Origin of the sequence: Streptosporangium sp. NBC_01469, from assembly GCF_036227305.1 — a bacterium.
In the GTDB taxonomy this organism is placed as follows: Bacteria; Actinomycetota; Actinomycetes; order Streptosporangiales; family Streptosporangiaceae; genus Streptosporangium.
Genome location: NZ_CP109465.1, coordinates 6941636 through 6967036, shown reverse-complemented (window position 1 = coordinate 6967036; position 25401 = coordinate 6941636). Strand labels below are relative to the sequence as shown.

General features: G+C 68.8%; 18 protein-coding genes and 1 pseudogene. 8 read left to right on the top strand and 11 right to left on the bottom strand.

Going from position 1 to position 25401, the window contains the following annotated elements:
- Window positions 1–105: 105 nt before the first annotated feature.
- The 6 genes from OG587_RS30530 to OG587_RS30505 form a co-directional block, all read right to left on the bottom strand.
- Entirely contained in the window at window positions 106–1032 is a 927-nt protein-coding gene (locus OG587_RS30530; protein WP_329081218.1) for a hypothetical protein, read from the bottom strand.
- A complete protein-coding gene (locus OG587_RS30525; protein ID WP_329081215.1) occupies window positions 1029–1580 on the bottom strand; it encodes an RNA polymerase sigma factor in 552 nt (183 codons plus the stop codon). Before OG587_RS30525 ends, OG587_RS30530 begins: the two co-directional genes overlap by 4 nt.
- Before the next feature lie 632 nt (window positions 1581–2212).
- Window positions 2213–2611, bottom strand: coding sequence for a hypothetical protein (locus OG587_RS30520; protein ID WP_329081214.1), 399 nt, complete (start codon window positions 2609–2611; stop codon window positions 2213–2215).
- Window positions 2608–3351 (bottom strand): SDR family oxidoreductase, encoded by a 744-nt coding sequence (locus OG587_RS30515; protein ID WP_329081213.1) that lies wholly within the window; start codon window positions 3349–3351, stop codon window positions 2608–2610. Before OG587_RS30515 ends, OG587_RS30520 begins: the two co-directional genes overlap by 4 nt.
- A gap of 100 nt (window positions 3352–3451) precedes the next feature.
- The gene (locus OG587_RS30510) at window positions 3452–4348 is read right to left on the bottom strand and encodes an RNA polymerase sigma-70 factor (RefSeq protein ID WP_329081211.1); all 897 of its coding nucleotides are present in this window, start codon (window positions 4346–4348) and stop codon (window positions 3452–3454) included.
- 100 nt (window positions 4349–4448) lie between these two features.
- Window positions 4449–4613, bottom strand: a complete 165-nt coding sequence (locus tag OG587_RS30505) for a transposase (RefSeq protein WP_329081210.1) — start codon at window positions 4611–4613, stop codon at window positions 4449–4451.
- Window positions 4614–4978: 365 nt separating this feature from the next.
- On the opposite strand from OG587_RS30505, the gene OG587_RS30500 reads away from it, so the two are divergent.
- Both OG587_RS30500 and OG587_RS30495 read left to right on the top strand, forming a co-directional pair.
- The gene (locus tag OG587_RS30500) at window positions 4979–5380 is read left to right on the top strand and encodes a profilin (RefSeq protein ID WP_329081208.1); all 402 of its coding nucleotides are present in this window, start codon (window positions 4979–4981) and stop codon (window positions 5378–5380) included.
- Window positions 5381–6148: 768 nt separating this feature from the next.
- Entirely contained in the window at window positions 6149–7597 is a 1449-nt protein-coding gene (locus OG587_RS30495; protein WP_329081206.1) for an Ig-like domain-containing protein, read from the top strand.
- 575 nt (window positions 7598–8172) lie between these two features.
- Here the strand turns inward: OG587_RS30495 and OG587_RS30490 are convergent.
- A complete protein-coding gene (locus tag OG587_RS30490) occupies window positions 8173–8583 on the bottom strand; it encodes an RICIN domain-containing protein (protein WP_329094055.1) in 411 nt (136 codons plus the stop codon).
- A gap of 8 nt (window positions 8584–8591) precedes the next feature.
- On the bottom strand, window positions 8592–9350 hold the full coding sequence (locus tag OG587_RS47315; RefSeq protein WP_443075265.1) for a helix-turn-helix domain-containing protein: 759 nt from the start codon (window positions 9348–9350) through the stop codon (window positions 8592–8594).
- A 358-nt stretch (window positions 9351–9708) separates the two neighbouring features.
- Between OG587_RS47315 and OG587_RS30480 the strand changes: the two genes are divergently transcribed.
- Together OG587_RS30480 and OG587_RS30475 are read left to right on the top strand one after the other, a co-directional pair.
- Complete coding sequence (locus OG587_RS30480; protein WP_329081203.1) at window positions 9709–10392, top strand: helix-turn-helix domain-containing protein; 684 nt, start codon at window positions 9709–9711, stop codon at window positions 10390–10392.
- 288 nt (window positions 10393–10680) lie between these two features.
- Window positions 10681–11919 carry an MFS transporter gene (locus tag OG587_RS30475; protein WP_329081201.1) on the top strand — a complete coding sequence of 413 codons (1239 nt, stop codon included), beginning with the start codon at window positions 10681–10683 and terminating at the stop codon, window positions 11917–11919.
- A gap of 558 nt (window positions 11920–12477) precedes the next feature.
- Here the strand turns inward: OG587_RS30475 and OG587_RS30470 are convergent.
- Window positions 12478–14286 (bottom strand): condensation domain-containing protein, encoded by a 1809-nt coding sequence (locus OG587_RS30470; RefSeq protein WP_329081199.1) that lies wholly within the window; start codon window positions 14284–14286, stop codon window positions 12478–12480.
- A 1386-nt stretch (window positions 14287–15672) separates the two neighbouring features.
- On the opposite strand from OG587_RS30470, the gene OG587_RS30465 reads away from it, so the two are divergent.
- Window positions 15673–15819: a hypothetical protein gene (locus tag OG587_RS30465; protein WP_329081197.1), complete on the top strand. Its 147-nt coding sequence runs from the start codon at window positions 15673–15675 to the stop codon at window positions 15817–15819.
- Here OG587_RS30465 and OG587_RS30460 read toward each other — a convergent pair.
- Together OG587_RS30460 and OG587_RS30455 are read right to left on the bottom strand one after the other, a co-directional pair.
- The gene (locus OG587_RS30460; RefSeq protein WP_329081195.1) at window positions 15816–17588 is read right to left on the bottom strand and encodes a DUF4132 domain-containing protein; all 1773 of its coding nucleotides are present in this window, start codon (window positions 17586–17588) and stop codon (window positions 15816–15818) included. The two genes, OG587_RS30465 and OG587_RS30460, sit on opposite strands and share 4 nt — an antisense overlap.
- Window positions 17589–18220: 632 nt before the next feature.
- Window positions 18221–18472, bottom strand: a complete 252-nt coding sequence (locus OG587_RS30455) for a hypothetical protein (protein WP_329081193.1) — start codon at window positions 18470–18472, stop codon at window positions 18221–18223.
- A 183-nt stretch (window positions 18473–18655) separates the two neighbouring features.
- Between OG587_RS30455 and OG587_RS30450 the strand changes: the two are divergent.
- From OG587_RS30450 to OG587_RS30440, 3 genes and pseudogenes are all read left to right on the top strand, one after another.
- Window positions 18656–19141 (top strand): annotated as a pseudogene (locus OG587_RS30450) (tyrosine-type recombinase/integrase); the annotation flags it as partial.
- A gap of 168 nt (window positions 19142–19309) precedes the next feature.
- Window positions 19310–21580 carry a S1 family peptidase gene (locus tag OG587_RS30445; RefSeq protein ID WP_329081191.1) on the top strand — a complete coding sequence of 757 codons (2271 nt, stop codon included), beginning with the start codon at window positions 19310–19312 and terminating at the stop codon, window positions 21578–21580.
- Window positions 21570–25166, top strand: coding sequence for a CHAT domain-containing protein (locus OG587_RS30440; protein WP_329081189.1), 3597 nt, complete (start codon window positions 21570–21572; stop codon window positions 25164–25166). Before OG587_RS30445 ends, OG587_RS30440 begins: the two co-directional genes overlap by 11 nt.
- Window positions 25167–25401 lie beyond the last annotated feature (235 nt).

Sequence of the window (25401 nt, the reverse complement as noted above, 5' to 3'; positions counted from 1 at the left end):
TATCAACGTCGATGCCCCGCGGAATCAATCCCGCGGGGCATCGACGTGGAGTTCGGCCGGCAGGGAGCGACGCCCCTCAGGGTCGCTGTGTCTACCGGCCCACGTTCAGTCGGTGAGGTCGTCGTACCACTGGGGAGTGGCGACCTTCCGCGGGTCGGGGGCGGGACCGGCGCCGGGGCCAGGGATGACGAAGAGGTCGACGGTGTCGGAGCTGTGGTCGCGGGAGCGCTCGACGATCCAGTCGTCCTCGATCCGGTCCGCGGGAACGGTCTGGTCGAACCAATTGGTCTGGGCGGGGGTCCTCGCAGTGATCCACAGCAGGCGGTAGCCGATCTTCAACCCGCGCCGGTGCAGCTCGGCGCGCACGGCCGCGACCGTCTTACCGCGAACCGCGTAGCCGTTCAGGAGTTCCTCGTCGTGGGCGTTGTCGACACCTTCGACGTAGGGCTCGCCTGGCTCGGCGGGGCGGCCCACCCCGAAAACGACCCGCTGCGAGAGGTTCGCGGGCATCCAGACCTTGCCGCAGAACGCCGACGCGCAGGGCTCTATGGACTGTACCCCGATAGTTCCGGGCCCCTGGAAGCCCTCGGGGATGATCGGGCCGATCAGCTTGCCTACGTCGGCCGGCGCCACCGGGACGACTTTCACCGTGACGTTCAGCCCGACCGCGTCGAAGGCCTCCTCGAAGCGCCGGTAGTCGGCCGCGGGATCGGTGATGGTGACGCTGAAATAGTCGTTGGCCTTCTTGATGGACACGGCCGCGTTGGCGTAGTCGATAGCCGGACCACCTGACGGCAGGCCGACGCCGATCGCTACGGCCACGGCCAGGGTGGTGACCGCCGAGATCAGGACGGGCCAGCGGGCGCGCCCTAACGTAAGGGTTACCCCTCCGGGGAGCCAGGACAGCCGACGGTGCGGAGGCGGGGTCGCCACGATCTCCTCAAGCAGGTCATAGACCCCCTGGCTCACGGCGGGCTCGGCGGATCCTGCGGCCGGATCGATGGCGGACACCATACGGTCGATCTTGCTCATCGGTTCTCTCCCCTCAGCGCGGCCATCATGGGGACCTCGTCTGTCGTGTCGAGCAGCCGGGCCAGTCGCTTGCGGGCCCGATGCAGGCGTAGCCGGGCGGCGGTGCTGCTACAGCCCAGCACCGTGGCGATCTGCGGGCCGGTCAGTTCCTCCCAGCAGGCCAGCGCGAGCACTTCTCGATCCGCCGGGGCCAGCATGGCGAAAGCCACGCGAACGGCGTCAGCCCGCGGGTCGGCGGGCGCCATCTCCCGACCGGCGGCCAGTTCGTCGCGGAGCCGTGAGGCCAGCGCGGTGCGGCGCGACTGCCCGCGCCGGTGATTGGCCAGGACGCGCCGTGCCGCGCCGTACAGCCACAGCACGGTGGCATCCCCTTCGGGAACGTCATCCAGCCGTCGCCACGCGGTGAGGAAGGTTTCCGCGATCACATCGGCGACGTCGTCGGCCGAGTCAGTGCGGCGCAGCGCATAGCGATGGACCGCTGGATAGCAGGCGAGGTAGAGCGCCTCGAAACGATCTCGCGCGCCGGGGGGCACGCGTGGATCCTGCACAGGTGTCTCCTAACCGAAAAGGTGCTGGAACACCTCATTAGGTGTCCAGCACCCCCAGAAGTGTTTCATCCCCTGGTTAGGTGCACCGGCGGTGACATTAGCAGCGTGGTTGCCCGGCTGTTTCGGCCCGGAACTTCTATGGGGTCCCGGTAGTAATGAAGAAATTTCCAACGAAAGCTCTTCGCGGGTCCTGCGCTACGCCCTCGGGCGCGTTTCCGGAAGCCGGTGGCTGACCTACTTCCGGAATTGAGTGATTCCGGAAGTAAGTCCTGACGTGCTGACGACGCCTTCATAACCGGCGATCATGCTTTGAGCGTCAACGGATGTGACACCAACCCGGGCTCACCGTTCCGTTCCCACCGGACCCCCATTCGCCGCCGGCGCCCAAGCAGGTGTCGCAGATCGGCGCGGTGGCTACGTCACTGACTTCGAGAGCCAGATGTCGACGACTTTGAGAGCCACTTGGTGATCTTCCTCGTTCAGAAATGTCGGTGAGATCGGGAGCCGGCGGCCACTGTCCGCCAGTGGTTGGCGGACGTGGTCGAGCCCGACGTGCTCAACGGACCATGACCGGCGAGCCGGAGACCTGCCGCTCCGCTCCGGCCGGGGCAACGAGTCAACAAGTGGAGGAATTACGCCTTTTCGAGCCGGCTGGTGAGTGGAAGCAGCACCAGCGGGATCACGATGGCCGCCGTGAGTGCGGCCAGCAACGGCACGCGTTCGCCAGGCGTGAGATGGTGCAGCAGCTGGATGTGGATCACTAGGTGCGGCGCGGCGAACACCAGGTACACGGCGAGCGCCGTACGGGCCATGCTCCGCCGTACGATGAAAAAGCTCACGCCCAGCACCACCGACGTGGCCAGGCTCATCGCGCCGTAGTCCATCATCAGATGCGCGTTGTACGGCATGCGCATCCCCACCCACGGAATGTCGAAGAACGAGCGGGGCAACAACAGCGCCCAACTCCCCACGGCGAACTGCTCCACGGCGAGGAAGGCCAGGCCCGCCCGCAGCCAGGTGAGGGCACTCATGCGGCGAGGAACTGCTCGAAGGTGATGCGGCCGTCGGCGTGCTCAGGGGTGAGATGTCCCCCTTCGCGGTAGCCGCGGATGCCGGCCCCGGGCATCGGCACCGACACCACCGGCCGGCGGCTGGGGCGCGAGCGGGCGTAAGCGCGGGCCAGATCGGCGGCGGGGCGCACCTCGGGCCCGCCCATATCCGGCGACCGGCCGGCCGGTGGCGCGCCGGCCAGCGTGACCAGGCGGGCGGCCACCTCGCCGGCGTCGACGGGCTGGAAGCTGACCCCGCTGGGCATCACGATCATCGGCAGCCAGCGCTGGCTCGTGCACATCCAGACGATGAGCTCGTGGAACTGGGTCGTACGCTGGATCGTCCACGGCAGGGCGGAGCGTTCCACGAGCTGCTCGCAGGCCAGCTTCGCCCGGTAGTAGGCCATGTCCACCTGGCCGACGCCGACGATGGACACGTACATCAGATGCGGGCGCCCGGCTCGCACCGCCGTCCGGATGAGGTTGCGCGTGCCAGCGATGTCCGCACGGCCGTTACCGGTCGCGCAGTGGGCAATCACACCGACGCCGTCGACCGCCTCCTCCAGGCCCTCACCGGTGAGCAGGTCACCGCGCCACGTCTGCTCATCCGATGGCGGCTTGCGGCTCAGCACGCGGACGGCATGACCGTCCGACAGAAGCTGTGGCACGAGCGCGCGGCCGAGCCGGCCGGTACCGCCCGTCACCAGGATCGGGTTCGTCACGGGTAGGAATCCTCCGCGGAGAGCGCGATGCCGGTGTTCCGGCCTCGCGCGGCTGTCAGGTCACCGCCTCACGCCGGGTCCGGCGTGAGGCGGTCACCCGTTAAGAACCGGATAGGCCTCCGGAATGTGACAACCGCAGCTTGTCGGGGTTGGCGATGATGCGAATCCCGCTGATCCGGCCGTTCGACGTCTCCGGCACCAGCACGCCGACCAGCTCCCCGCCGGCCCGGGCCAGCAGCCCCAGTGCGCCGTTCACCTCCGTAGCCGACAGCCGCACCCCCTCACCGGCGATGCTCAACGACCCCACCAAGTAGCGCGCCACCTTGGAGACACCGGAGATGGGCCGCCGAGCGGCGCCGACCCTGCCGCCACCGTCCACCCACACGGTCACGTCCTCGGCCAGCACCTTCTCCAACCCCGGCAGGTCTCCTTGTTTCGCGGCTTTCAGGAAGCTCTCCACCAGGTCGCGGCGGCGGGCCTGGTCCAACCGGCGATCGGAGCGACCACGCGCCTCGGTCAGGCGCCGGCGAGCTCGGGTGTACAGCTGCCGGGAGTTCGCCTCGGAGGAGTTGATGACCTCGGCCACCTCCCGATGGCTGTAGTCGAAGGCTTCACGCAGGACAAACACCGCGCGCTCCACCGGGTTGAGCCTTTCCAGCAGCACCAGGAAGGCCAGCGAGACGAACTCCCGCTGCTCGGCGCTGTCCAGCGGGCCCAAAGCGCCGCCCGCGGTCAACACCGGCTCCGGCAGCCAAGAACCGACATAGCTCTCCCGGCGCGCACGCGCGGACGTCAACCGGTTCACACACAGGTTGGTGGCGACCTTGGCCAGCCACGCCCACGGCGACGCGACAGCGCTCGCCTGATGCCAACGCAGGAAGGCGTCCTGGACGACGTCCTCGGCCTCCTCAGCCGAACCCAGCATCCGATAGGCCAACCCGAACAGCTTCGAACGATGCCGCTCGAACTCCTCAACCGCATCAACTGTCACGCGCACCAGACTCTCAGCCCCCTTACGTGCCCGGTCGCCTGGAGGCCATGACCGGTGCCGCTCGCCCTGCCGCAGCGATCGGGGACGCGCGGAGCGAGTCGTGCGGTCAGGCGCACCCGGCCCGAAGCCAGTACGCCAGTGCGTTGACGATCTCACGCCGCTCATGCACCGCCGGACGCCCACCCAGCTTGACCGGCGGGATCGACGGAGCAAGAGCCTCCCACTCGACGTCACTCAGGTCGGTCGGATATGCGACACGCTTCTCGATCATCGACGACCTCCCGCGCTCCGACACGGGTCATTACATGGTCAATATGCCCATAAACAGACTTTTCAGACACCCTCTAGCAGAGCAGAGTTGAGCGGCTTACCGTGACTTTCCGTTCGGATGCAGTACCGAGGCCGGACGAGGTGCGTAAGGCGCGCATGCTCGGCCGCCGTACACGACGCGCCACGGCGTAGACACGACGACGAAGGGCCCGACACCCAGGGGTCGGGCCCTTCGTCATGTCGATAGTGCTGGGCTCAGCTCGGCCGCCCGACTCCCTTGATGACACGTTCCCACTGCTCGACGATGACAAAGGCGCCCCTCACGGGCAGCAGGCGTGAGACCACGAATGCACAAGGAGCGACAGCATGGATACCGACTTTCAGACGTACGTGAATGACAGCCTGATAGGCAGTGGTCACATTGACCACGCGGGGATCTACAGCCTTACCGACGAGGTGTTCTGGGCCCTCAGCGCTGGGTTCAACCCATCACCCGAGGAGATGGGGGTAATCGTCGGCATCGTCAAGGGCGACGAGGCCGTGAAGGACCGCGCGTTTAGCGATGGCCTTTACGTCGCCGGAAACAGGTACATCCTCACGAGAGCCGAATTCAGAAGCATCTACGCCAGATCCGGAAGGACCGGCATCGCCGTCGCGAAGGCCAACAGGACCGTCATCGTGGGCCACCACCCCGAGACGGCGGCAGCAGGGAATGCCAACAGCGCGGTCGAGAATCTCACCGACTACCTCATCGGCCAGGGCTACTGAGGGATCGGCAGACTGGCGCCCCCGCACGACCGGGCGCGTCTCCGACCTGCACGCCGAAGGGCCTGAACCCCCTCCCTTCCGCTTGCCGTACGGCTACTAGCCGCCCACAAGGCCTCGAAGTCCTGTTCGTTCGTCATGATGTCCCCCTGCTCCCACCTTACGAGCGGTGCAGAAGGACGGACTGGTCAGGGACGGAACTGCCAACTGCCATGAGAGTGTCAGCGGATTTGCCATGAGAGTGTCAGTGCGCGAGCGCCATCCAGGACCCGACGGCAGACCAAGGCGGACGTGCGGCCGCACGTCCGCTGGACAGGATGGTCGAAGCCTCCCGCGCGAGAAACAGATCCGCCGCAGGGCTTGCATCCGGTACCCGGGTACAGGTCTACCGTCAAGCTTTAGAGGCTCGGAACCACCCAGGGGACAGGCCCCGGTCATGGCGCGGGTGGCCACGCTCGTCCCTAAGGTATGCACGGGCCAACGGCGCCTTCTGGTACGTGTTCTCGATCACCGCCAGGGACGAGCACCCGATACCCGGGCACGTCCACTACGCGCTCTGCGAGCCTTGCTGCGTCGGCTGCTGAGAAAGATCAGCTTCTCACTGGAGTGGCAGTTCTGCGGGCTCGGCACCCGTGCCCTACGCGAGCTGGCGCCCCTGCGACACAGAGACCACAGTCTTCATCACTGACAGCAGTAGATCGAATGCGTGCAGTAACGTCGCAGTGGAGTTGATCTACGTACCCCTCGACCAACGAGTGGAGTTCAGTGTTGATGTCACAACGATCTAAATACGCGCTCACCGCGCTGGCCTGCGCCCTGTCCACGCTACTGGCCGCACCTGGGACTCAGGCGGCGGCCGATACCCGGGTGCAGGCCACCGGCGGCGTGCGAACCGCCGCCGCGCCGTGTGTCCGGCCGGGGACGGCGGCCTACCCCGTCGAGTACTACTGGAAGAACGCGTTCGGCATGCGGCTGGGCAGCGGGGCGGTCTCGGTCAACACCGCCCCGTCTCTGTGGGGCGGGCAGATCGCCCCGGGCGGCACCTTCACCCTCACGCTGGCACACCGCACGGCCCAGTGGCCGCTGCTGGTCAGGAGCTACACCACCACCTGGGACCTGTCGTCGCTGCTGGCCCACGCCGACGTCGTCGGCCAGTCGGGGGCCGGCAACATCAACGGCAACACCTTGACGATCAGCTCGACGGGCAGCAAGACCGACCCACCCCAGAAGGTCATCACCTTCCAGGTGAGGCAAGGCACCGTCGGGCGCAGCATGACCATCCGGCCGACCGGGATCAGCAGCGTCATCGCCGCCCCGGGCCAGCTGGGAAACAACACGCCCGCCCCGCCGATCCAGATCGCCGACGGGCAGTCCATCTCGCCCACCAGGGCCGCCGACGACACCGCCACCACCCAGGGCAGGGCCGTCAGCGTGCCCGTCCTGACCAACGACACCGCGACCGCACCGACGATCAGCACCGTCACCCAGCCCGCCAACGGCACCGCGACGATCTCCGGCGGCAACGTGGTCTACACACCCGCCGCGGGCTTCGTCGGCACCGACACCTTCACCTACGCCCTCACCACCGCCTGCGGAACCGCCACCGCCAAGGTGACGGTCGTCGTCCCGTGCACCGATACGCCCGTCACCTTGGCCAACGGCAGTTTCGAGGCGCCACCTGTCACCGGGTACCAGTATCTCCCCGACGCCTCGACCAACCCCGGTATCGGCTGGCGCACCACCGCCACCGACCAGCTGGTGGAGTTCTGGCGTACCGGATACGGCGGGGTTCCATCGGCTGACGGGCAGCAGTTCGCCGAACTCAACGCCACCCAGTTCTCCACGCTGTATCAGGACCTGCCCACCGTTCCCGGATCCGTCATGACCTGGTCGCTGTACCACCGGGGCGTTGTGGGTGCCGACACGATGCACGTACTCATCGGCGCCCCCGGCGCGACCGTGGCCCAGACCCCCGCCGGAGCCTCCTCCCCCGACATCACCGACGGCAACACCGCCTGGCGCCGCTACACCGGGACCTACATCGTCCCGCCGGGACAGACCACCACCCGGTTCTCCTTCCAGTCGGTGTCGACCGCGGGCGGTAACCCGACGACCGGCAACCTTCTGGACGATGTGGTCTTCGAGACCCCGCGCTGCCCGAACGCCACCACGAGCGCCGTGAAAGCGGCCGCACCCCTGGGTGTGCACACCGCGAACTGATCGACGGGGGCCGGTAAGGATCGATCAGTCACGTCCTGAGACCGTCCAAAGATCCCCTGAATAGTCAGGTGGCCCGCTCTGGCCTGGGCGAGCGCAATTCCGTGTACCGGGTGACGCCAGCCTCACAGACACCCCTCGACCGGTGACCGGCAACCGCTCAGGTCCTCGGCCAGCGCACGGCACCAGCAGAGGACAGGCGAAGGGCAGAACCTCAGCGGGCCCGGCGGCAAGGGCTGCCAGCCGGATCTGCAAGGCAGTGCGCTTGACCGGCGCGGCCCTGGCGGCCGGTGAAGCCTGAGGTCTAGGGGCGGGGCAGCGCCGGCGGCCAGAGCGGCCAGGCGCTCGGCGAGTTCACCGTCGACTGGGCCAAGCTGCGGTCGCGGGACGGGCTCGGCCTGGCCGCGAGCGGCGCGGTCGACGGCGGCCCGGGCCAAGACACGGGCGCGGATGAGCCGCCGCGGCGAGGCCTGCGGCTGTTCGTCCGGGGGATCATCTGCGGGCACGGCCGGTCGGATCGTCCCGGGCTGAGACGCTCAGGGCGACCCGACCGGTGGCCCCCTCAGAGGGGGGATTGATCAGGTGGTCACAGGCTCCCAGACCGCCAGCCAGGTGTCGTTGGTCGCGCCGTTGGCGCTGCAGGTGTACTGGATGAGCGGGTTCCCCACCTCGGTACCGCCGGAGACGTTCAGGCACTTGCCGCTCGCGGACACGACCTGGTAGCCGATGCCCTTGGAGGCGAATTTCCACAGGTCGTTCGCGGTCCCGCAGGCGGTCTGGATGACCGCGGCGTTGTCCACGGTGGAGCCGCCCTGGACGTTGAGGCACTTACCGCTGTTGCCGGAACGGAACCGGTAGTAGCCGTTGCCAGCGGGCTCAGCGGTCCATCGCTCATTCTCCGCGCCTGACCAGGGCTGCTGGGAAAGCGTGGCGCCATCATCCTGTGATGCCCTGTCGACCTGCGCGACCTGGGTGGGGTCGACGGCCAGCCGCAGGCTCAGGTTGCCGGAGGCCAGCTTCGACGGGAAGAGGCTGCCGTCCCATTGCGCTTCAGCAAGGGCCGATCAGGCGTTCGGGCCTCGGGTGAAGCGGTGGGCGGGGAAGCCGTTCGCCATGGCGGCGCGTGCGGGTGAGTCCGCGTAGGAGCGTGGGTCGGTGTAGGAGCGGGAGGTCGGGCCGCTGTACGAGCGGGAGGAGGGCTCTGGATAGAACCGGAGCCCGAGTCGGTGTAAGAGCGGGATGGGGGCTCTGGATAGGGACGGGAGCCTGAGCCGGTGCAAGACCGGGATGAGGGCTCCCGATAGGAGGCGGATTCGGTGTACGCGTCGGAGTAGTCGCGTTCGAGGAATGCCACGCTGTGGTCCACGGCGATCAGGCGCCAGCCCTCCTTCGCCGCGTCGTTCAGGGCGTCGGCGCCGTGGTCGTCGTCCAGGATGGTCGGAGCGCGGTCTTGTAGACACAGGGTTTTGTACTCGAAAAGGTGCTCCCGGCCGAAATCGTGGACGGGGTCGAGAAAATCAGGGTCGTCTGGGCGGTCGTCGGCCGACCGTTCCAGGATGTCGCGTTCGTGGTCGTCGATCCGCAGCGCGTCTGCAAGGAGTCGTACGGTGGTGCGGCGCGGGTGCCGGGCGCGGCCCTTCTCGAGGTCGCGGATGGCGCGCGCGCTGACTGTGGAGAGATCGGCGAGTTGCTGCTGGGTGATCCCCGTCCGCCTTCGGTAGCGCAGGAGCAAGGCGGCGAATTGGACGGTGCTCATCGTCCTCCATTTCTCCGGATTAAGGAGCCAACTTTCTTCTGGTTGGAGCTGGACCGAAACGCGATTCCGGTTCTCAACGAATGTCGGAAAACCATGATGGAATACGTTCGCGGACTTGCGCAAGAGACCTTGCGCAAGGAGATGCGCCCAACGGGACGCTACCCAGCGTGACCTTTCGCAGGTTGGCGAACAGGCGATCTGGTCTTGACCGGGAGAAATCAGCCGGTCAGGCCTGGCGGAAACTGGTATCAGCATTGCTTATAACAAGTCGGCAACCGTTGAGCAAGAAATGTTGCGTAACTCATCGTAGCATTTTAGGGTCCCATGGTAAGTGAACGAAACTGCCCGAGGTAATTTCATGAGCGACTGGAAAACGACCAAGGGAGTCGAGAGCGTTACCGCCTTGAAGGCCTTCGCCCATCCGCTTCGCATTCGCCTTTATTACGCCCTCCGCAATGCGCGGGCGGCCACCGTGTCCTATTTGGCGAATTCGGTGGAGATCCCCATCGCTCAGGCCAGTTATCACCTGCGCCAGCTCAGCCGGCACGGCTTCATCGAGCCCGCTCCGCAGTACGCGCGGGACGCCCGCGAGCGCTGGTGGCAACTGAGCAGCCAGCGCCTCCGCTGGGACGCCTCGACCTTTCTGGACGAACCAGAAGCCACCAGTGTCGCGACGATGATCAAGAACAGCACGGTGCGGGAGCAGTACCGGCTCATTCAGGAGTTCAACGAAAACAACGAATGGGATATCGGCTGGCTCGACGCCGCGTACATGGTGGACGCCGCCGTCGACCTCACCCGCGCCGAAGTCGCCGAGATGCACAAGGAGCTGATGGCCGTGGTCGAGCGGTACACGGCCCTGTCCCGGCTGAGGGCCGCCGGCCAGCCCATGCCGCCCGAGGTGGAACGGGTGATGGTCATCATGCACGGGTTCCCCGTCCAGCGCCCGGACAGCACGGCCGAAAAGGGCGACGGATCAGCTAGTGACTCATGGGCCGGAAACAGTCCGACGGGCGACAAAACAGCTGGTGGCAGGTCATGAGCCCTTACGGCGACCAGGTGGAACGCCCCGCAAGGTACGGAAAGACCGCGACGAGGTCGAGTGTTCGGTGCCGGCACGCGAGCCGGCGCCGGTTCTGGGTAGACGCACATCTTGTCCTGCTGAGCGATCTCAACGCTTCGGCACCGGTCCGCGCCCAATGCGCTGACGAGCGCGGGATCGTGCGGGCTCGGCCGGAGGTAGTCGTGAAGCACCACCACAGGTCGGCCGGTGATCAGTCAGCTGGAGATACGTCATGAAGGTCGGATACAAGACGGCCGGAGGCGCGTTATGAAGCCCCATCCGTTACGCGGCCGGGCGCTCTTCCTGCTCTGGCTGGCGAGTTTCTGCACCGAGGCCACACGGTGGGCCCTGCTCATCGCCCTCCCCCTGTACGCGTTGTCGATCACCGGGTCGGCGCTCGTCACCTCCACGGTCGCCGTGGTCGGGCTGCTGCCGAGTCTGCTGCTCACCCCGCTGGCCGGCATCCTGGCCGACCGCTGGAACCGCTCCCGCTTCATGGCGAGCCTGACGATCGCCCGAGCGCTCCTGCTCCTCCCCCTGCTGCTCGTCCACAACGGCGACCGCCTCTGGATCGTCTATGTCGTCGTGGCCGCCGAAGCGGGGCTCACCGCGATGTTCGAGTCGGTGAAGAACGCCATGGTGCCGTCCGTGGTCGACGAGGATCAGCTCGTCACCGCGAACGCGGCCATCAGCCTCAACAGCAACCTGGGCCGCCTGGTCGGCAGCCCGGTCGGCGGGGTCGTCCTGGCCTGGGCGGGGCTGCCGGGGGTGGTCGTCGCGTCGGTCGCGCCGCTGGTCGTGACCGTGCTGCTGGTGCTCGCGCTGCCGGGCGCGAAGATCCGGACGGTCCGGGCGGAGGATCCGGTGGTGTTCTGGCAAGGTGCGTCGGCGGGGTTGCGGCTGATCCGGCGCAGCCCGGCGTTGCAGGCCGTCGCGGTGGTGCTGGGATTGCTGGCGCTCGCGCAAGGGCTGTTCGTGATCCTGTTCCTGCTGTTCGTCACCGGGCCGCTCGGCGCGGGTGAGTCGGAGGCGGGGCTGCTGCGCGGGGTGCAGGCGGTGGGCGGGCTGCTCGGTGGTGCGCTGACCGGATATCTGGCCCGAAAACTCGACGTGCGCCGTCTGACGGCCTTCAGCCTGCTCGCGTTCGGGCTGGTCAGCCTGGCCATCTGGAACTCCCCGGCGCTGACGACCGCGATCTGGTTCTACGCGGGGCTGTTCACACTGAGCGGGGCGCCCTCGGTCTGGGTGATGGCCGGGTGGCTGTCGGTGGCGCAGCAGGCGACCCCGGATGAGTTGCGCGGGCGAGTGATGAGCGCGATGTTCGCGCTGTCGGACGGGTTGCAGGCGCTCGGGCTGATGCTGGCGGGTGTGCTGGCGGGGCTGCTGCCGATGCCGGTGCTGCTCAACGGGCAGGCGGTGGTGTTCTTCCTGGCGGCGTTGCTGTTCTGGCGGATGCTGGCGGTGCCGGAGCCCCGGCTGGCACGCTCGTCGGATACAAGCCGGTGAAGCAGCCCATGCAGAGCGTGGGCTCGCCGCCGACCGCCTCGCGCATCCCCTCGGTGGACAGGAACGCCAGCGAGTCGGCCCCGACGTGCACAGCGATCTCGCCGGTGGTCATGTGGTGGCCGGCCAGCTCGTCCTGCGAGCTGATGTCGACGCCGAAGTAGCACGGCCAGGAGATCGTCGCCGAGGCGATCCGCACGTGCACTTCGGCCGCGCCCGCCTTGCGCAGCAGCCCCACGGCGTGGCGCATCGAGGTGGCCCGTACCAGGGAATCGTCCACCAGGACCACCCGGCGGCCGCGGACCACTTCGGGGACGGGGTTGAGTTTCAGGCGTACGTCGTCGCGGCGGCGTTCGTCAGTGGGGCGCAGGAAGGTGCGGCCCAGGTAGTGGTTGCGGATCAGGCCCTCGCCGTAGTCGATGCCCGCGGCCTGCGCGTAGCCGAGGGCGGCGGCCCTGGCGGTGTCGGGGACGGCGACGACCACGTCCGCGGGGACCGGTGACTGGCGGGCCAGGAGGGCGCCGAACGCCTGCCGTACCTGCTGGACCCGCTGCCCGCCGATCAGGGAGTCGGGGCGGGCGATGTAGACGTGCTCGAACAGGCAGCTCGCCCGGGGGCCGGTGGCGAAGCGTTCGGAGCGCAGGCCGTCCTGGTCGGCGACCAGCAACTCGCCGGGTTCGACGTCGCGCACGAATTCGGCTCCGGCGGGGCCAGGCGGAGGTCGTCGTCCAGGACGTACATGCCCTTGCCCGCCACCGGCTGGCCCAGCGGGATCACCGCGCGCTCGGCGTCCTCGGCGGTGATCGGATGCCAGACCGACACCATCATGCACTCCAGCGGCGAGTACGCGTTGACCAGCCGCAGCCCGGGATGGTCGCGGGTGATCCGCCGCATGTGCGGGACGGACGCCGCCTCGCCGCCGGTGAGGAGCTGGGTCAGCCCGTCGAGCAGGTGGGGGTGCTCGTCGACCAGGAAGTTGAGCAGGCTCGCGGAGAAGTGCGCGGTGGTGACGCGGTGCTCGGCCAGGGCGACGGGCTCCTGGTCACCGTCCAGGCCCAGAATCTCGACTCCGGGCGCGTCCAGCGCCGAGTCGGTGATCACGAGGGGCGCGCCCGTTCCGGTCAGGCCTTGCCGGAGCCGTTCGTCGGGGAAGGCGGGATCCAGCACCAGGTAGGCGCCGCCCGCCTTCAGCACCGCGAGGATCGCGGTGACGAGTCCGGGTGAGCGCTCCAGGTGCAGGCCCACCCAGGTGCCCCGGCGCACGCCGCGCGCGGTCAGCCGCCAGGCCAGGCGGTCGGACCGTTCGTCGAGTTCGGCGTAGCTGATCCGCTGGTCCTGGTAGATCAGCGCGGTGGCGTCGGGGGTGCGGGCCGCCTGGTCGGTGAAGGCCTGGTGCACGCAGGTTCCGGCGGGTTCGGCGAGCGGCGGCCCGGTCCAGGCGGCCAGCAGGCGTTCGCGTTCGGCCGCCGCCGGGGCGGTCAGGTCGCGGACCTGCGTCTCGGGTTCGGTGGCGAGCGTTTCGAGCAGGGCGGCCAGCCGCCGCACCCAGTCGCGGGCCTGTTCGGGGTCGAAGACGTCGGGCCGGAAGTGCAGCCGCAGTTCTATTTTCTTTCCTGGTACGGCGACGAGCGTGACCGGATAGTGCGAGCTCTCCCGCAGGGCGACCGCGCCCACGCTCAGCCCGTCCTCGGGCGCGCCGAAGGCGTAGTCACTCATCGGGAAGTTGTCCAGCACGACCGTAGTGTCGAACAGGATGCCGTTCAGGCCGATCGCCCGGTTGATGTCGGGCAGGCCCAGGTGGTCGTGCTCCATCAACCGGAGGCGCTGCCGCTGGACCTCCTGCGCTACCTGCCGGAAGGTGTCGCCGGCGTTCAGCCGTACCCGGACGGGGACGGTGTTGACCAGCATGCCGATCATGTCCGACGCGCCCGGCAGGTCCGCCGGCCGGCCGCTGACCGTGCTGCCGAAGACGACGTCGGGCTGGCCGGCGAGGTGGCTGAGCAGTACCGCCCAGGCAGCCTGCACGGCGGAGTTCACGGTGACTCCGCACTCGCGGGCGCGGGCGGTGAGGGATTCGGTCAGCTCCTGGGTCAGTCCGGCGGACGTCATCTCCTGGTCGGCGTGGGCGATTGGGGATCGCCCGGCCTTCTCGGCCAGGATGGTCGGTGCTTGGAGTCCCGCCAGTTCGGTGCGCCAGCGCATCTGGGCGCGCGTGCGGTCCTGGGCGCCCAGCCAGGCCAGGTAGCCGCGGAACGGCGGCGGGGGCGGCAGGTAGGCTCCTTCCGGGTTGTCGTGGCGGGCTGGTGCTGGCCAGAGCGCCCAGTCGCTGCCGGCAGGTTTCGACCAGCGTCCACGAGCCGATGAGTTCATCCGGTTCCCACTGCACACACATCTGGACGCTCCTCCCAAGCGCGGTCTCCGACCGAACGGACACCACGATCGAGAAGATCCACCCGACATGTGCTCACTTGACCAACCTGCAATCATTACGGAATGGGTTCGATAGATAGCTCACCGCTACCTTGCGGCTGGGCGTAGCTTTAGGAGTCCTGGGCCTACAAGGTCCGGTCAGCCGAGCCTCACTATGAGTGACGACGGATTGCAAGTACCAATCGGGACCAGACAGCGAGAAGGGCTTTTCGGCACGCCCCCCGTATGCGACCATCGCGACTAGGAGGGGAGTATCCCCACGGTAGAGCGTCGTCATCACGGTGCTGCCTCAACCCAGGAGGCCCCCGGCGCCCCGGTCGCGAGAAGGACTTTGACCAGCCCCCTTGCGATGGAGAGACCTCCGGCCGATCAATCACGCCTGCCGGAGAGTGCCCATGGGGCTGGTCGCCAACCATTTTGTATTGACCACCGTCGTTTGCGCCGCAATCTATTCGATAACGCGCATCCTTGCCCTCCTGATCGTCTTACGCGGGACACGGCCGCATCAGCGGGCTGAACTAGTTCTTGCTGTGGCCGAGCTGTTTCGCCTCCCACTCCGCAGCAATCAGTCAGGTGCGCCTCCGGCTCCTGGACCCAAAGAACACAAGTCCGCCCCAGGAGCCAGTAAGTAACAGGAAAAGGGAGGTTTCACCCTTTCGGCAACGAGGGGGCGTTCCGGCGCGCATGTCGATGAGCAGAGCAGACCAGGCCCCTTTTCGGACGGATAGCCGCCGCCGGTGAACGCCAGATGATGTCCGTCGTCGGACAGCGTCAGGACGCGGAGGTCCACGCAGAAAGATCTTGGCGGTGAGGTTCATATAGACAGCCGATTCAAGCTCTTACTTCATGAAGGGCTTGATCAGCGGGCCCCCTATGAGGAGATACATGGACACGGCTACGGCAGTGGTCACGATCGTCTCGATCGTGATGGCTCAGACGTGCGCGCTATGAACCGCGCCGGGTTTCGTAGAGACTTTGAAGCGCTCCGAAGTGCACGTTGATCCTTTGCTCGACCGCGTTCCCGACTGCCTCCCCTGCCGGGGTCGGTGCCAGCATCTGAGCGCGGGCGGCTGCGCGGGCTCCACGAGCCGCTACCGAACCGACTAGTGAGCTCGTGCAGACCAGCAGCCTTGGTAGGTGCCAGGTTCGGTGATGGTGACGACTCCGAGCGAGCTCCATGGCGAGCCGTAACGAATGATGGGCACGAGTCCTGCCTGTCCACGGGGGCCGGGTACTCGGCCGAGAGTAGCGGCTTTCCTTGCACGTCCGGGACACTGTCGTGGTCGGCCAGCAGCCCGAGGCCCATTGGAAGCAGATCGTGGCGCGATGATCGATGGCGAGGCGACCGTCGAGGAGTTCCGGCGACGGAGCGGCGACGTCGTCCCCAAACCACGCAACCCCGCCCGCGGCGACACCGACGGCGACGAGGCCGTCATCCTGGGCATCGTCGTGTCGGTACTGCATAACTTCTAGTGCCAATATCCGTCGTAGTAGTCGACCAGGTGCTGGGCGTCTGGGCCGGCCGAGGCGGCGGCGACTGTGAGGTCGGCCTCTCGGAGGATCTCCGACCGCACCAGCGGCGGCACCGACGCCGCCGGCACCTCCTGGCCGTCGCGGTGGAAGGTCATCGGGTTGGTCGCGCACAGCGCGTCCAGGTCCCAGCCCTCGTCGGACATGCCCTCGACGACGCGCAGGAGCCAGCGGGCCTGCCAGTCCGCAAGGTCGCGCACCACCTCGCCCTGCCCCTCGTGACAGTCGTGCTCCCAGTAGCCGATCGACACGCCGGTCCAGCCGTGCCGGATCAGCTCCGTCCGGGTCAGGTCGTAGCGCACGACGTGACCGGCGACGCGGTCCGGCTCTTCCGCGTACACCTCGCGGAGGACTTGTTCGAACGGCTGCGCCAGACCCCTCTCGCGCCACGCGCCCACCTCCTCGGCGCTTGCGTCGGCCGGGTGCCACAAGGCGACCGGGCCCTCGGGGCGGTGCCCGGCCAGTTCCCAGCCGTCGACGGTTCTGACTGGCAGGCCTGAGGGGCCGCCGGGGATCCGCCACACCAGGGCGCGGGCGTCGGGGCCAGTGACGGGGTGGTCGAGGAGGTGCTCGCCGACCTCACGCCAGGTCCATTCGCGCTGGTGGATGAGCGCCTGTTCCAGGCGGTAGCGCGCGGCCGTGCGCGCCTGCTCGACCTCTCTGGGCGTGGCGTCGGCGGCGGGCAGAGTGCGGTCGAGGAACTGGTCGCGGGTCAGCGCGGCCACGTCGGCGAGCGCGTCGAGCGCGCGAGTGACATTCTCCTGTACGGACGCCGCCCGCACCCGCGTCTGAATGAGCGCCAGTGGGGTGACTGTCTCGGGTCCGCCCCGGCGGGCCAGCACGCCGACGGCCCCGTCGGCGACGGTCTCGCTGCGGCAGGTGGAGCTGGGGCCATCGTGGCCGGTGCCGCAGGTGACGGCGGCGTCGGCGAGCAGCGACGGGACCCAAGGTTCGTCAATGACCTCGCAGGTCCAGATCAGGCCGCGCGCCACCGAGACGGTCCGGCCCTTCAGGAAGCGGTCCTCGCTCCAGCTGATGTCGGCGTGGTGGCAGACGAACGGGCCGCCCCGGTAGGCGGCCAGGCGGGTGACCAGGGCGATGGCCTCAGGGGTGAGCAGGTCGCAGACGGCCGGCAACCAGCCGTCGCCTGGGGCCGGTGTGTCGGCGGTGGCCCAGTGGCGCAGCAGCGGCAGCATTCCGGCCAGGCGGGGGCCGTACTCCTCGGCCAGCATCGTGGCGAAGGGGTCGGCCTCCCCGATCACGTTCCTGACCGCACCGGCTGGGCCCTCCTCGGTGAGCAGGCTCTCCAGGAGCGGCTGGAGCTCTCCGAGGTCCGTCAGGTGGCCGAACAGGTCGCGGCGCTGTTGCGGATGGAGCAGGTGGGCGGCCGACAGCGGGATCCGATAGAGCTCCTCGTGGCGGGTGTGGCCCTGGCGGGCCCAGTAGCCGGCGCGTTCGGCCAGGTTCCAGGCGTCGGCGGGCGTCCAGTCGACGGCGCGCCCGGCCACGGTGCGGACCAGGCGCAGGACGCGCTCGTCGTAGTCGTGGCCGCCCTGCGGGCCGAGCCAGAGCTTGGTGTGGGCGTAGGTGCCGTAGAGGCGCCAGTCGGTGCCAGGGCCGAGGTCGAGGCCCTGCTCGGTGAGGGCGTCGAAGCGCCGGTAGGCCTCCCTGGTAGCCGGTTCCAGATGATCCCAATTGCCCGCGAACGTCACCAGGTGATCGTAGTCGCACGATGTCCGAATGAAGATCGTCGTTCTGGACGACTACCAGCGGGTCGCTCGAGACCTGGGTGTCCCGGCTCAGTGAAGTTGGCACGACGGCTCAGTAGATATGGAACCGGCTCAGCAAACGCGGCATACGGCCACGCTCCCGTCGCCGCACCTCACATGAGGTTCCATAGGTGCCAGATTCACTGAGCCGATCAACCCGAACCGGGTCGGTAAGAGTTATACGCGCTTAGGTCAGACCCCTTCGGCTGTGCCACTCGCTGTGAGTCAGGAAAGCGGGGATCCGCAACCGGAAGAGACCGCAGCCGACACCGTGGCGGATGACACCGTGGCGACAACTCTCCGGCGGCCGGCCAACCCGGACGTGATGTTCCTCGACCGGTTCACGCCAGGCGACGGCCACCGCGCTCCTGGCAGCGTGCGACATCTCCGTCCGGACCACCCGCGATGAAGGCCGAGTCGACCCCAGCGAAACACCGAAGCCACCTCTCCGACTCGGCTGTTCGGCCTCACGGAGCAGACGGCGCGCTGCGCTACACCGCGACCACCCACCCCGAGCGCATCACCAACCCCCTCGATGACTGGCTGCGGAGACCCGGGGCGACGGAACTCGGTGATCACGCTCCCATGAAGCCGCGACGAGTGCTCGGCAGATGGTAGGTGCGTCCCCACTCGCCGGGGAGGCGTTCCCAGTGAACGGTGGTCATGTAGGGCTTCAGCGAACGATTGGCTTCGCCCCTGAACAGGCCCGGGACAAGGCCGTCGCCGACCAGGACGTGAAGGCCAGGCTCCCATCGGATCAGGTCGTGCCGCAGTCCGTAGAGTGTGCGACTGCCTGGTCCGCGCAGCAGGCGTTGTGCCTCGGTCACGATGATCAGCGGAGCGGTCGACTCTTCCGCAAGGATCCGCCTCAGTTAGAACGCCGTCGGTGCCCCAGCTCACCTGTCAGGTGCCGCACTGGCTCCAGTGACATCAACTCTGCGCCGCGGTGACAGAAAAGGGCTCTGGCTCACTCTTGATGATCGCGGTGGCGATCGAACCAGGGCCGCCTCAGAGTCGTGAACCTGCCGGTCAAGGGCAACCGCACCCACCCGGTCGACGTGCGCCCCTTCATCGGCAAAATCCTCGACGGCTACCTGACCGAACGCGGAAGCTCACCCGGCCCCCTGTTCCGATCACGCAACGAACGGCCACTGCAGCGCACCTACGTTCGCGAACTCATCCAGCGCATCGCCAAGGCGATCGGAGTCGCCGACCACGGCAAACTCTCCATCCACGGCATCCGCCACAGCGTAGCCACCGCCCTGCTGGAGGCAGGCGAAGAGCTGTCAGCGGTACAAGCCCTGCTCGGCCACGCCTCTCCTGACACCACACAGATATACGCCCACCCCAAGTCGCTCAACCTCTCCCCCACCCAACGCATCGACCAACGCCTGGCCACCGCCGTCGAACGCCACACCCAGCACTTCGTCCGGCAAAGCTCGCACGACACGGCCTCGGCATTCCCCCTGTCTCCCCGGACGCCTTCACCCGCATAATCGAGGTGTTCCTGGATTGAACGCCGCCTGGTCGACCCACTCGGGAATGACCGCCTGGATGCCGCGTCGCCGCAGATGCGCGGATCTTCTGGCAGGAGTCCTGACCTACCGGCCCTGACACGGTCGCGCGTATCCTACTGTCAGCTTCCCCCCGCAGCCGGAGAGTAGATGCCGACCACGGTCGAACGCGTCGCCGAAGTATGGGCTCGGCAGGCCGACGCGTCCTGGTCGTCCGGCTCCGGCTACCTGATCGCCCCGCGCCTGCTCATCACCTCCACGCACGTGCTGTCCGCGACGGGCCGGCCCGAACCTGGGGCCGAGATCAAGGTCAGGACCGCCAGCAGGACGCGCCTGTGGTCCGCCGCGTGCACCTGGTCGTCGGCCGACCCCACGGTGGACGTCGCTGTCCTGGAGATCACCGACGACGACTGGGCCGATCCCCCCGTCGCTCCCGTCCGCTGGGGACGCCTGGCCAGCCGCCGAGCCGAGGTGGTCTGCCAGGCCTCCGGCTTCCCCGAGGTGCTGGCCCAGCCGGACGGCGTGCGCGAGCGCGATCAGGCTGGCGGCCGAGTGAACCCGGAGGCGGGCGCCAAACAGCGCCGCTATCACCTCCAGGTGCTCAACCCGCCGAAGCGCAGAGGTGCCGGGTCGCCCTGGGCGGGGATGTCCGGCGCCGCGCTGTTCGCCGACGACTTGCTGCTCGGCGTGGTGGTCGCCGACCATCAAGGGTACGGCGGGGCCAGGCTGCTCGCCACGCGGGCCGAGGCCCTGTTCGCCGAGCCCGGTTTCCTCGACGCGATCACAGCGCCGGCGGTCCTCGAACCAGCCGATCTGGCCAGGTTGTTCTCCCCTCCGGCCGACCGGCGCCGCCCCCGCTCCCCCGCGGCGCTCCTGCGTGCCGACGCCGAGGCGGTGCGGTGGTTCACCCCGAGGGACAACGAGCTCGCCAGGCTCGTCGGCTGGTGCTCCACGGACGAGATCTTCGACGCCCGGCTCGTCTTCGGTGCCGGAGGGCTGGGCAAGACGCGGCTCGCGCGCCAGCTCGTCGCCCATCTGCGCCGCGAGGGCTGGGTGACCGGGCAGGTGGTGGCCGAGAACGCGGCAACGCTGCCGGAGGAGCCCCTGAGCCGGTTGCGCGCGTGCGACCGGCCCCTGCTGCTCGTGGTCGACTACGCCGAAACACGGCCTGACGTCGTCCGCCGGTTGATTGAGAACGTCGGGATCGACGACGGCGGCGCCGTGCGCGTGCTGATGCTGGCGCGCTCGGCCGGGCAGTGGTGGCAGCGGCTGACCGCGAAGTCCGACCTGATGGAGTACGCCCTCGAACTCGCCGAACTCCACCCGCTCACCGCCCTGCCGACGCGGACGGGAGCGCGCGAGACGGCGTTCAGGGAGGCGGTGGTCGACATCGCCGCCCAGCTCCATCGGGTGTCTGGGCTGCAGGAGACGCGCTGGCCCGACCTGGCCGCCCAGGTGGCGCCTCCCGATCTCGGCGGCCCCGGCTATGGATCGTTGATGCGCCTTCATCTGAGCGCCCTGGTCGGGTTGCTGCAGGCGGGTCCCGCACCGGCCGCCGCGCGCAGCCGTACGCCGCACGAGAAGGTCCTCATGGTCCACGAGAACCGCTACTGGCGGCGTACGGCGGACACGGTGGGCCTCGCCTTCCTCTCGGACGACACGCTGCGCAACACGGTGACGATCGCTACCCTGTTTGGGGCATCGAGCAAGTCCCAGGCCGTGGCCCTGCTCAGCCACGTGCTCGGCCTACGCGATCTCGGAGAGAACGAGCTCCTCGTCGTCCACCAATGGCTGAGCACGCTCTATCCGTCCCAAGAAGGCGAGTGGGGCCCCCTGGAGCCGGACCGCCTGGGTGAGTACCTGGTAGGAACCCATCTGCGCGAGTGGCCCGACCTGATCAACGAACCGCTGGCCGCCGCCTCCCCCACCCAGCTCCACCAGGCCTTCCACGTGCTGGCCCGGGCAAGCGGCGACCACCCCCACGTCGGGCGGCTGCTCAAGGAGCAGGTGGTCGGGCAGCTGGCGAGATACGGTCCCATCGCCCTGCAGGTCGTCATCGAGACCGAGCAGCCCGGCTACCTGATCTCGGCGCTGGAGGACGGGGTGGCCGGAGCCTCCGCCTCGGACGAGGCCACGCTGGTCGCGCTGGCCGGTTCCTTCCCCACCGGCGCGCCCGCGCTTAACCTGCTGGTCGAGCCACTGACCCGGCTGGCCATATCGGTGTACGGCAGGCTGACAGGTGAGGGCAGGACGAACTACCGCCCGGAACTGGCCAGGGCCTGGCAGAACCTGAGCGATCACATGCGAGAGGCCCAGCGCCACGAGGAGGCGCTCGCCGCGAGAGCCGTGGCGCTGGAGCTGTACCGCGAGCTGACCGGCCGGGGCAGTGCCGCGGCGGGAGGGGCCTTTCATGCGTCCTGACCACGGTTACCTCCCCGACTACGCCGCCAACCTCGTGAGCTACGCCGAGCAGCTCATGGAGGTCGAGGATCACGCGGGCGCGTTCGCCGCGGCCCAGGAGGCTGTCGAGGTCTACGAACAGCTGCGCGGCGAACCGCTCGAGCTCGCTCGCGCGCTGACCGTGCGGGCGGAGTCGGCCGCCACGCTCGGGCGGTTCCGCGACGCCATGGCGGACGCGCCGTCCGCCCTGCTCATCCTGCGGGACGCGGTCGCCGAGACGGGCAGCACACCCGTCCTGCGCGATGCCCGGCTGCGCGCGCTCCTCCTCCTCGCCGACGTCCAGCTCCGCGCGGGCCTGGCCGCGGAGGCGCTGACTACAGCCGAGGCCGGCATCGAGCTGCTCGCCAGATCCAGGAGCCGCAGGAGGGCCAGCGAGGCGAGGTTCGCCGCGCTGAAGGCGGAGGCGCTGCGTCGGCTCGGGCGCGACGGCGAGGCAACGGAGGTCATCGAGGAACTGGACGACTCGCGCCGTTCCCCCGATGAGGCCGTCTTCTCCCGCGAATCCCCCGACGAGGCGGTCGCTTTCTATCGCGGCCTCGCCGAACACACCCCGGAGTCGGCCCTGCCAGCGCTCGCCGCGGCGCTCGCCGAACGCCGCACCAGGCAGCGGAGCCAGAGCGACGACAAGGGCGCTCTCACGACGGCCCGCGAGATCGTGGCCGTCCATCGGCGGCTCGCCGAAGCGGAACCGGACTCCTACCGAATCCATCTCGCCTACGCTCTGGCCGCACAGGCGGAGATCGAGCGGGGGGTCGTCGCGGACGACGACGAGGACGGGCTCGACCGAGTCACCGCCCTCCTGCTCGAGGCCGCCGAACTACTGCCGATCGACCACAAGGACCGCGCCAAGTTCCTGGTGGCGGCGGCCGTCGAGCAGTCACCGGACACCGCGATCTCCGTCCTCGCCCGGCTCATGAGCGAACAAGACGGCCGCGCGACCCACTCGCTGTTCGTCTACGCAACGCTCGGCGATCTCCTCGTCGACCGCTCCCAGCGTCTCGGCACGGCGGAAGACCTCGAGAGGGCCATCGGGGTGCTGCGCGAAGGGCTCGCAGTCGTGCCCGAGAGCGAGCCGGAGCGCGGCGTCCTGTGGATCAGCCTGAGCGGGGCGCTGCGGCTCAGGTACGAGCGATCGAAGTCGCTCGCCGACCTGGACGAATCCATCAGCCTCGTCAGAGCGAACCTGGACCTGTCCGGCGGCGCGACCGCCCCCGCCGAACTCGGCCTGCTGCTCTTCCACCGGTTCCTGGCAGTCGGCGAGCAGTCCGACCTCGATGCCGCGATCGAGCTCATGCGGGGGGTGGCGTCGGCGATACCCGAGGACTCCGCAGACGCCCCGCTGATTGCCGACCGCCTGGCCGACATGCTGGAAGCCCGCTTCGAGCGGTCGGGCGAGCCCGATGACCTGCGCGCCTACCTGACGGCTGCCGAGGAGGTCCTGTTCGGCACCTCTGCCGACGCGCCCGAATATCCCGTAGCGCTCGATCGGCTCCGTCACGCCGTGTCCCGGACGTACGAGGCGACCAGGGAACCCGCCGTCCTGGACCGCCTGCTCGACCTGACGCGCCGGCTCGTCGGCCTGGACACGCCGGGCACCTACGGAGCCCTCGCCCTCGTGCAGCTCGGCCACGCCCTGGAGGAACGCTTCGAGCGTTTCGATGACCCCAGCGACCTCGAGGAGGCCGTCGAGGTGGGCCGCAGGGCGGTCGGCGCGATGCCAGAGGGCGACCCGGACCGGCACTGGGCCCTCGCCCTGCTCGCGAAGGTCCTGCTGCGGCGCTCGTGGACCGCCGGGATCGCGCGCGACCTGGACGAGGCCGACGCGCTGATCCGGCTGGCGGCGGCCATCGCCCCTCAGCAGGCGCGCCGACAGCACGAGGAGTTCCTCGACACGCTGCGCGAAGCCCGGTTCCAGCTCACCCGCGACCTCGCCGACCTCGCCGCGCAACACCGCGGGCACTGGGAGCGCTCGGGAGATCCCGCGGCCTTCGAAGGCGCGCTGGAGGCGTTCGCCACGATCGCCGGACGGCTCGACAAGCCGATCGCGGAGCGCGTGCTGGCCTGGCAGGAGTACGGGTGGCTCGCCATGGCGGGCGGGGCCTACGAGCGCGCGCTCGGCGCGTTCCGCGCCGCGATCGAGCTAGTCCCGCTGGCCATGTCGGACAGGCTCTGGCACGGAAGAGGACAACGCGAGGACAGCCTGACGGAGCTGGCCGGCGACGCCGCCGCGTGCGCTCTGGAGATGGGACGGCCGGAGGAGGCGCTCACGCTGCTGGAGCAGGGACGCGGGCTGCTGCTCTCGCAGGCCCTGGGCGTACAGGAGGATCTTCGCACGCTGCGCGCGCACACACCTGAGCTGGCGGAGCGGCTGTCGGCGCTGCGGATCGCAGTGGACGAGCCGTCGTCGCGCGAACCCAGAGTCCAGGAGGCGGAGGAGTTCGAGCGGCTGGTCGAGGAGGTACGCGCCCTGCCTGACATGGCGGGTTTCCTGCGCCCGCCGGCGGTCGGCGATCTTCTCACGGCCGCGACCGAGGGACCCGTCGTGGTCCTGAACGTGAGCGGGCACCGCTGCGACGCGATTGCCGTGACAACGGACGGGCTGCTCGTCATCCGCCTGCCCGGCCTCGACCGTGCGGCGGCCACCGAGCGCGCACGCCGTTTCCTGACCGAGCTCACCACCGCCTACCGACCGCTACGTGACCGGCTGGGCCGGGAGCAGTCGCTGGCCGAGACGCTGGGCTGGTTGTGGGAGGTCGTGGTCGGCCCGGTGCTGGAGGCGCTGCGGCCGCACCTGAGCGCCACCGGGGGCATGCCGCGCGTATGGTGGATGCCGACGGGGCCCTTGAGCGTGCTGCCGTTGCATGCGGCGGGATGGCTCCCGGAAATTTCCGCCATCAACTCGGTCGTCTCCTCATACACGGCGACGATCGGCGCGCTAACGCGTGCCCGTTCGGCCACGCCCGTGGACGGACCGGACTCGGCTCTGATCGTGCTGCCGCGGCACGCAGAGAGCCCGATGCGGATGCCGGGGGCCGAGCGGGAGGCGCTCACCATCGCCCGTCTCCTCGCCCCTGCCGTCGTCCTCGAGGGAGAGCAGGCCACCAGGCAACACCTCCTGCGAGAGCTGCCAGGCGCCAACGTCCTGCACTTCGCTGGCCACAGCAGCACGGACGCCGACGACGCCACAGCCGGCTCGCTCTTGCTGTCGGACGGGCCACTGCGCCTGCGAGACATGGCCGCGCCCACCCACCTGATGTACCTGTCCGCCTGCGCCACGGCGGCGCCGGGCGCCGCGGGCGAGCCCATCAACCTGGCAATAGCGGCCCAGCTCAGCGGCTCCCAACAGGCAATCGCCACGCTGTGGGAGGTCAACGACCGCGCGTACGCCGACCTCGCGCAGGCCTTCTACGAGGAGCTCGCGGCCACAGACGGGACCATTGACGTGAACCACTCGGCGCGGGCCCTGAACGCCGCCGCCCGCCGACTCCGTGAGCGTTACCCGCACATCCCCTCGCTGTGGGCCGCACATATCCATGTCGGCCGCTGACCACGATTGGAGCCTCATGACCGACGACCAGTTCGCCGACCTCAGCGCCACCATCAGGCAGATCAGGCGGGAGCTCACCTGACCAGCGCCTCCAGCTGTCCCCGAAGCCCCGCTTCCCGGCATTGCGGCGACGGGGCTTCACTATGCCAGGAAGAACAATGATGGACCGCCTCCACGACAGGTCATCGTGGTCACCGGAGCCGCCCGCGGCCAAGGGGCCGACCACTGCCACCAC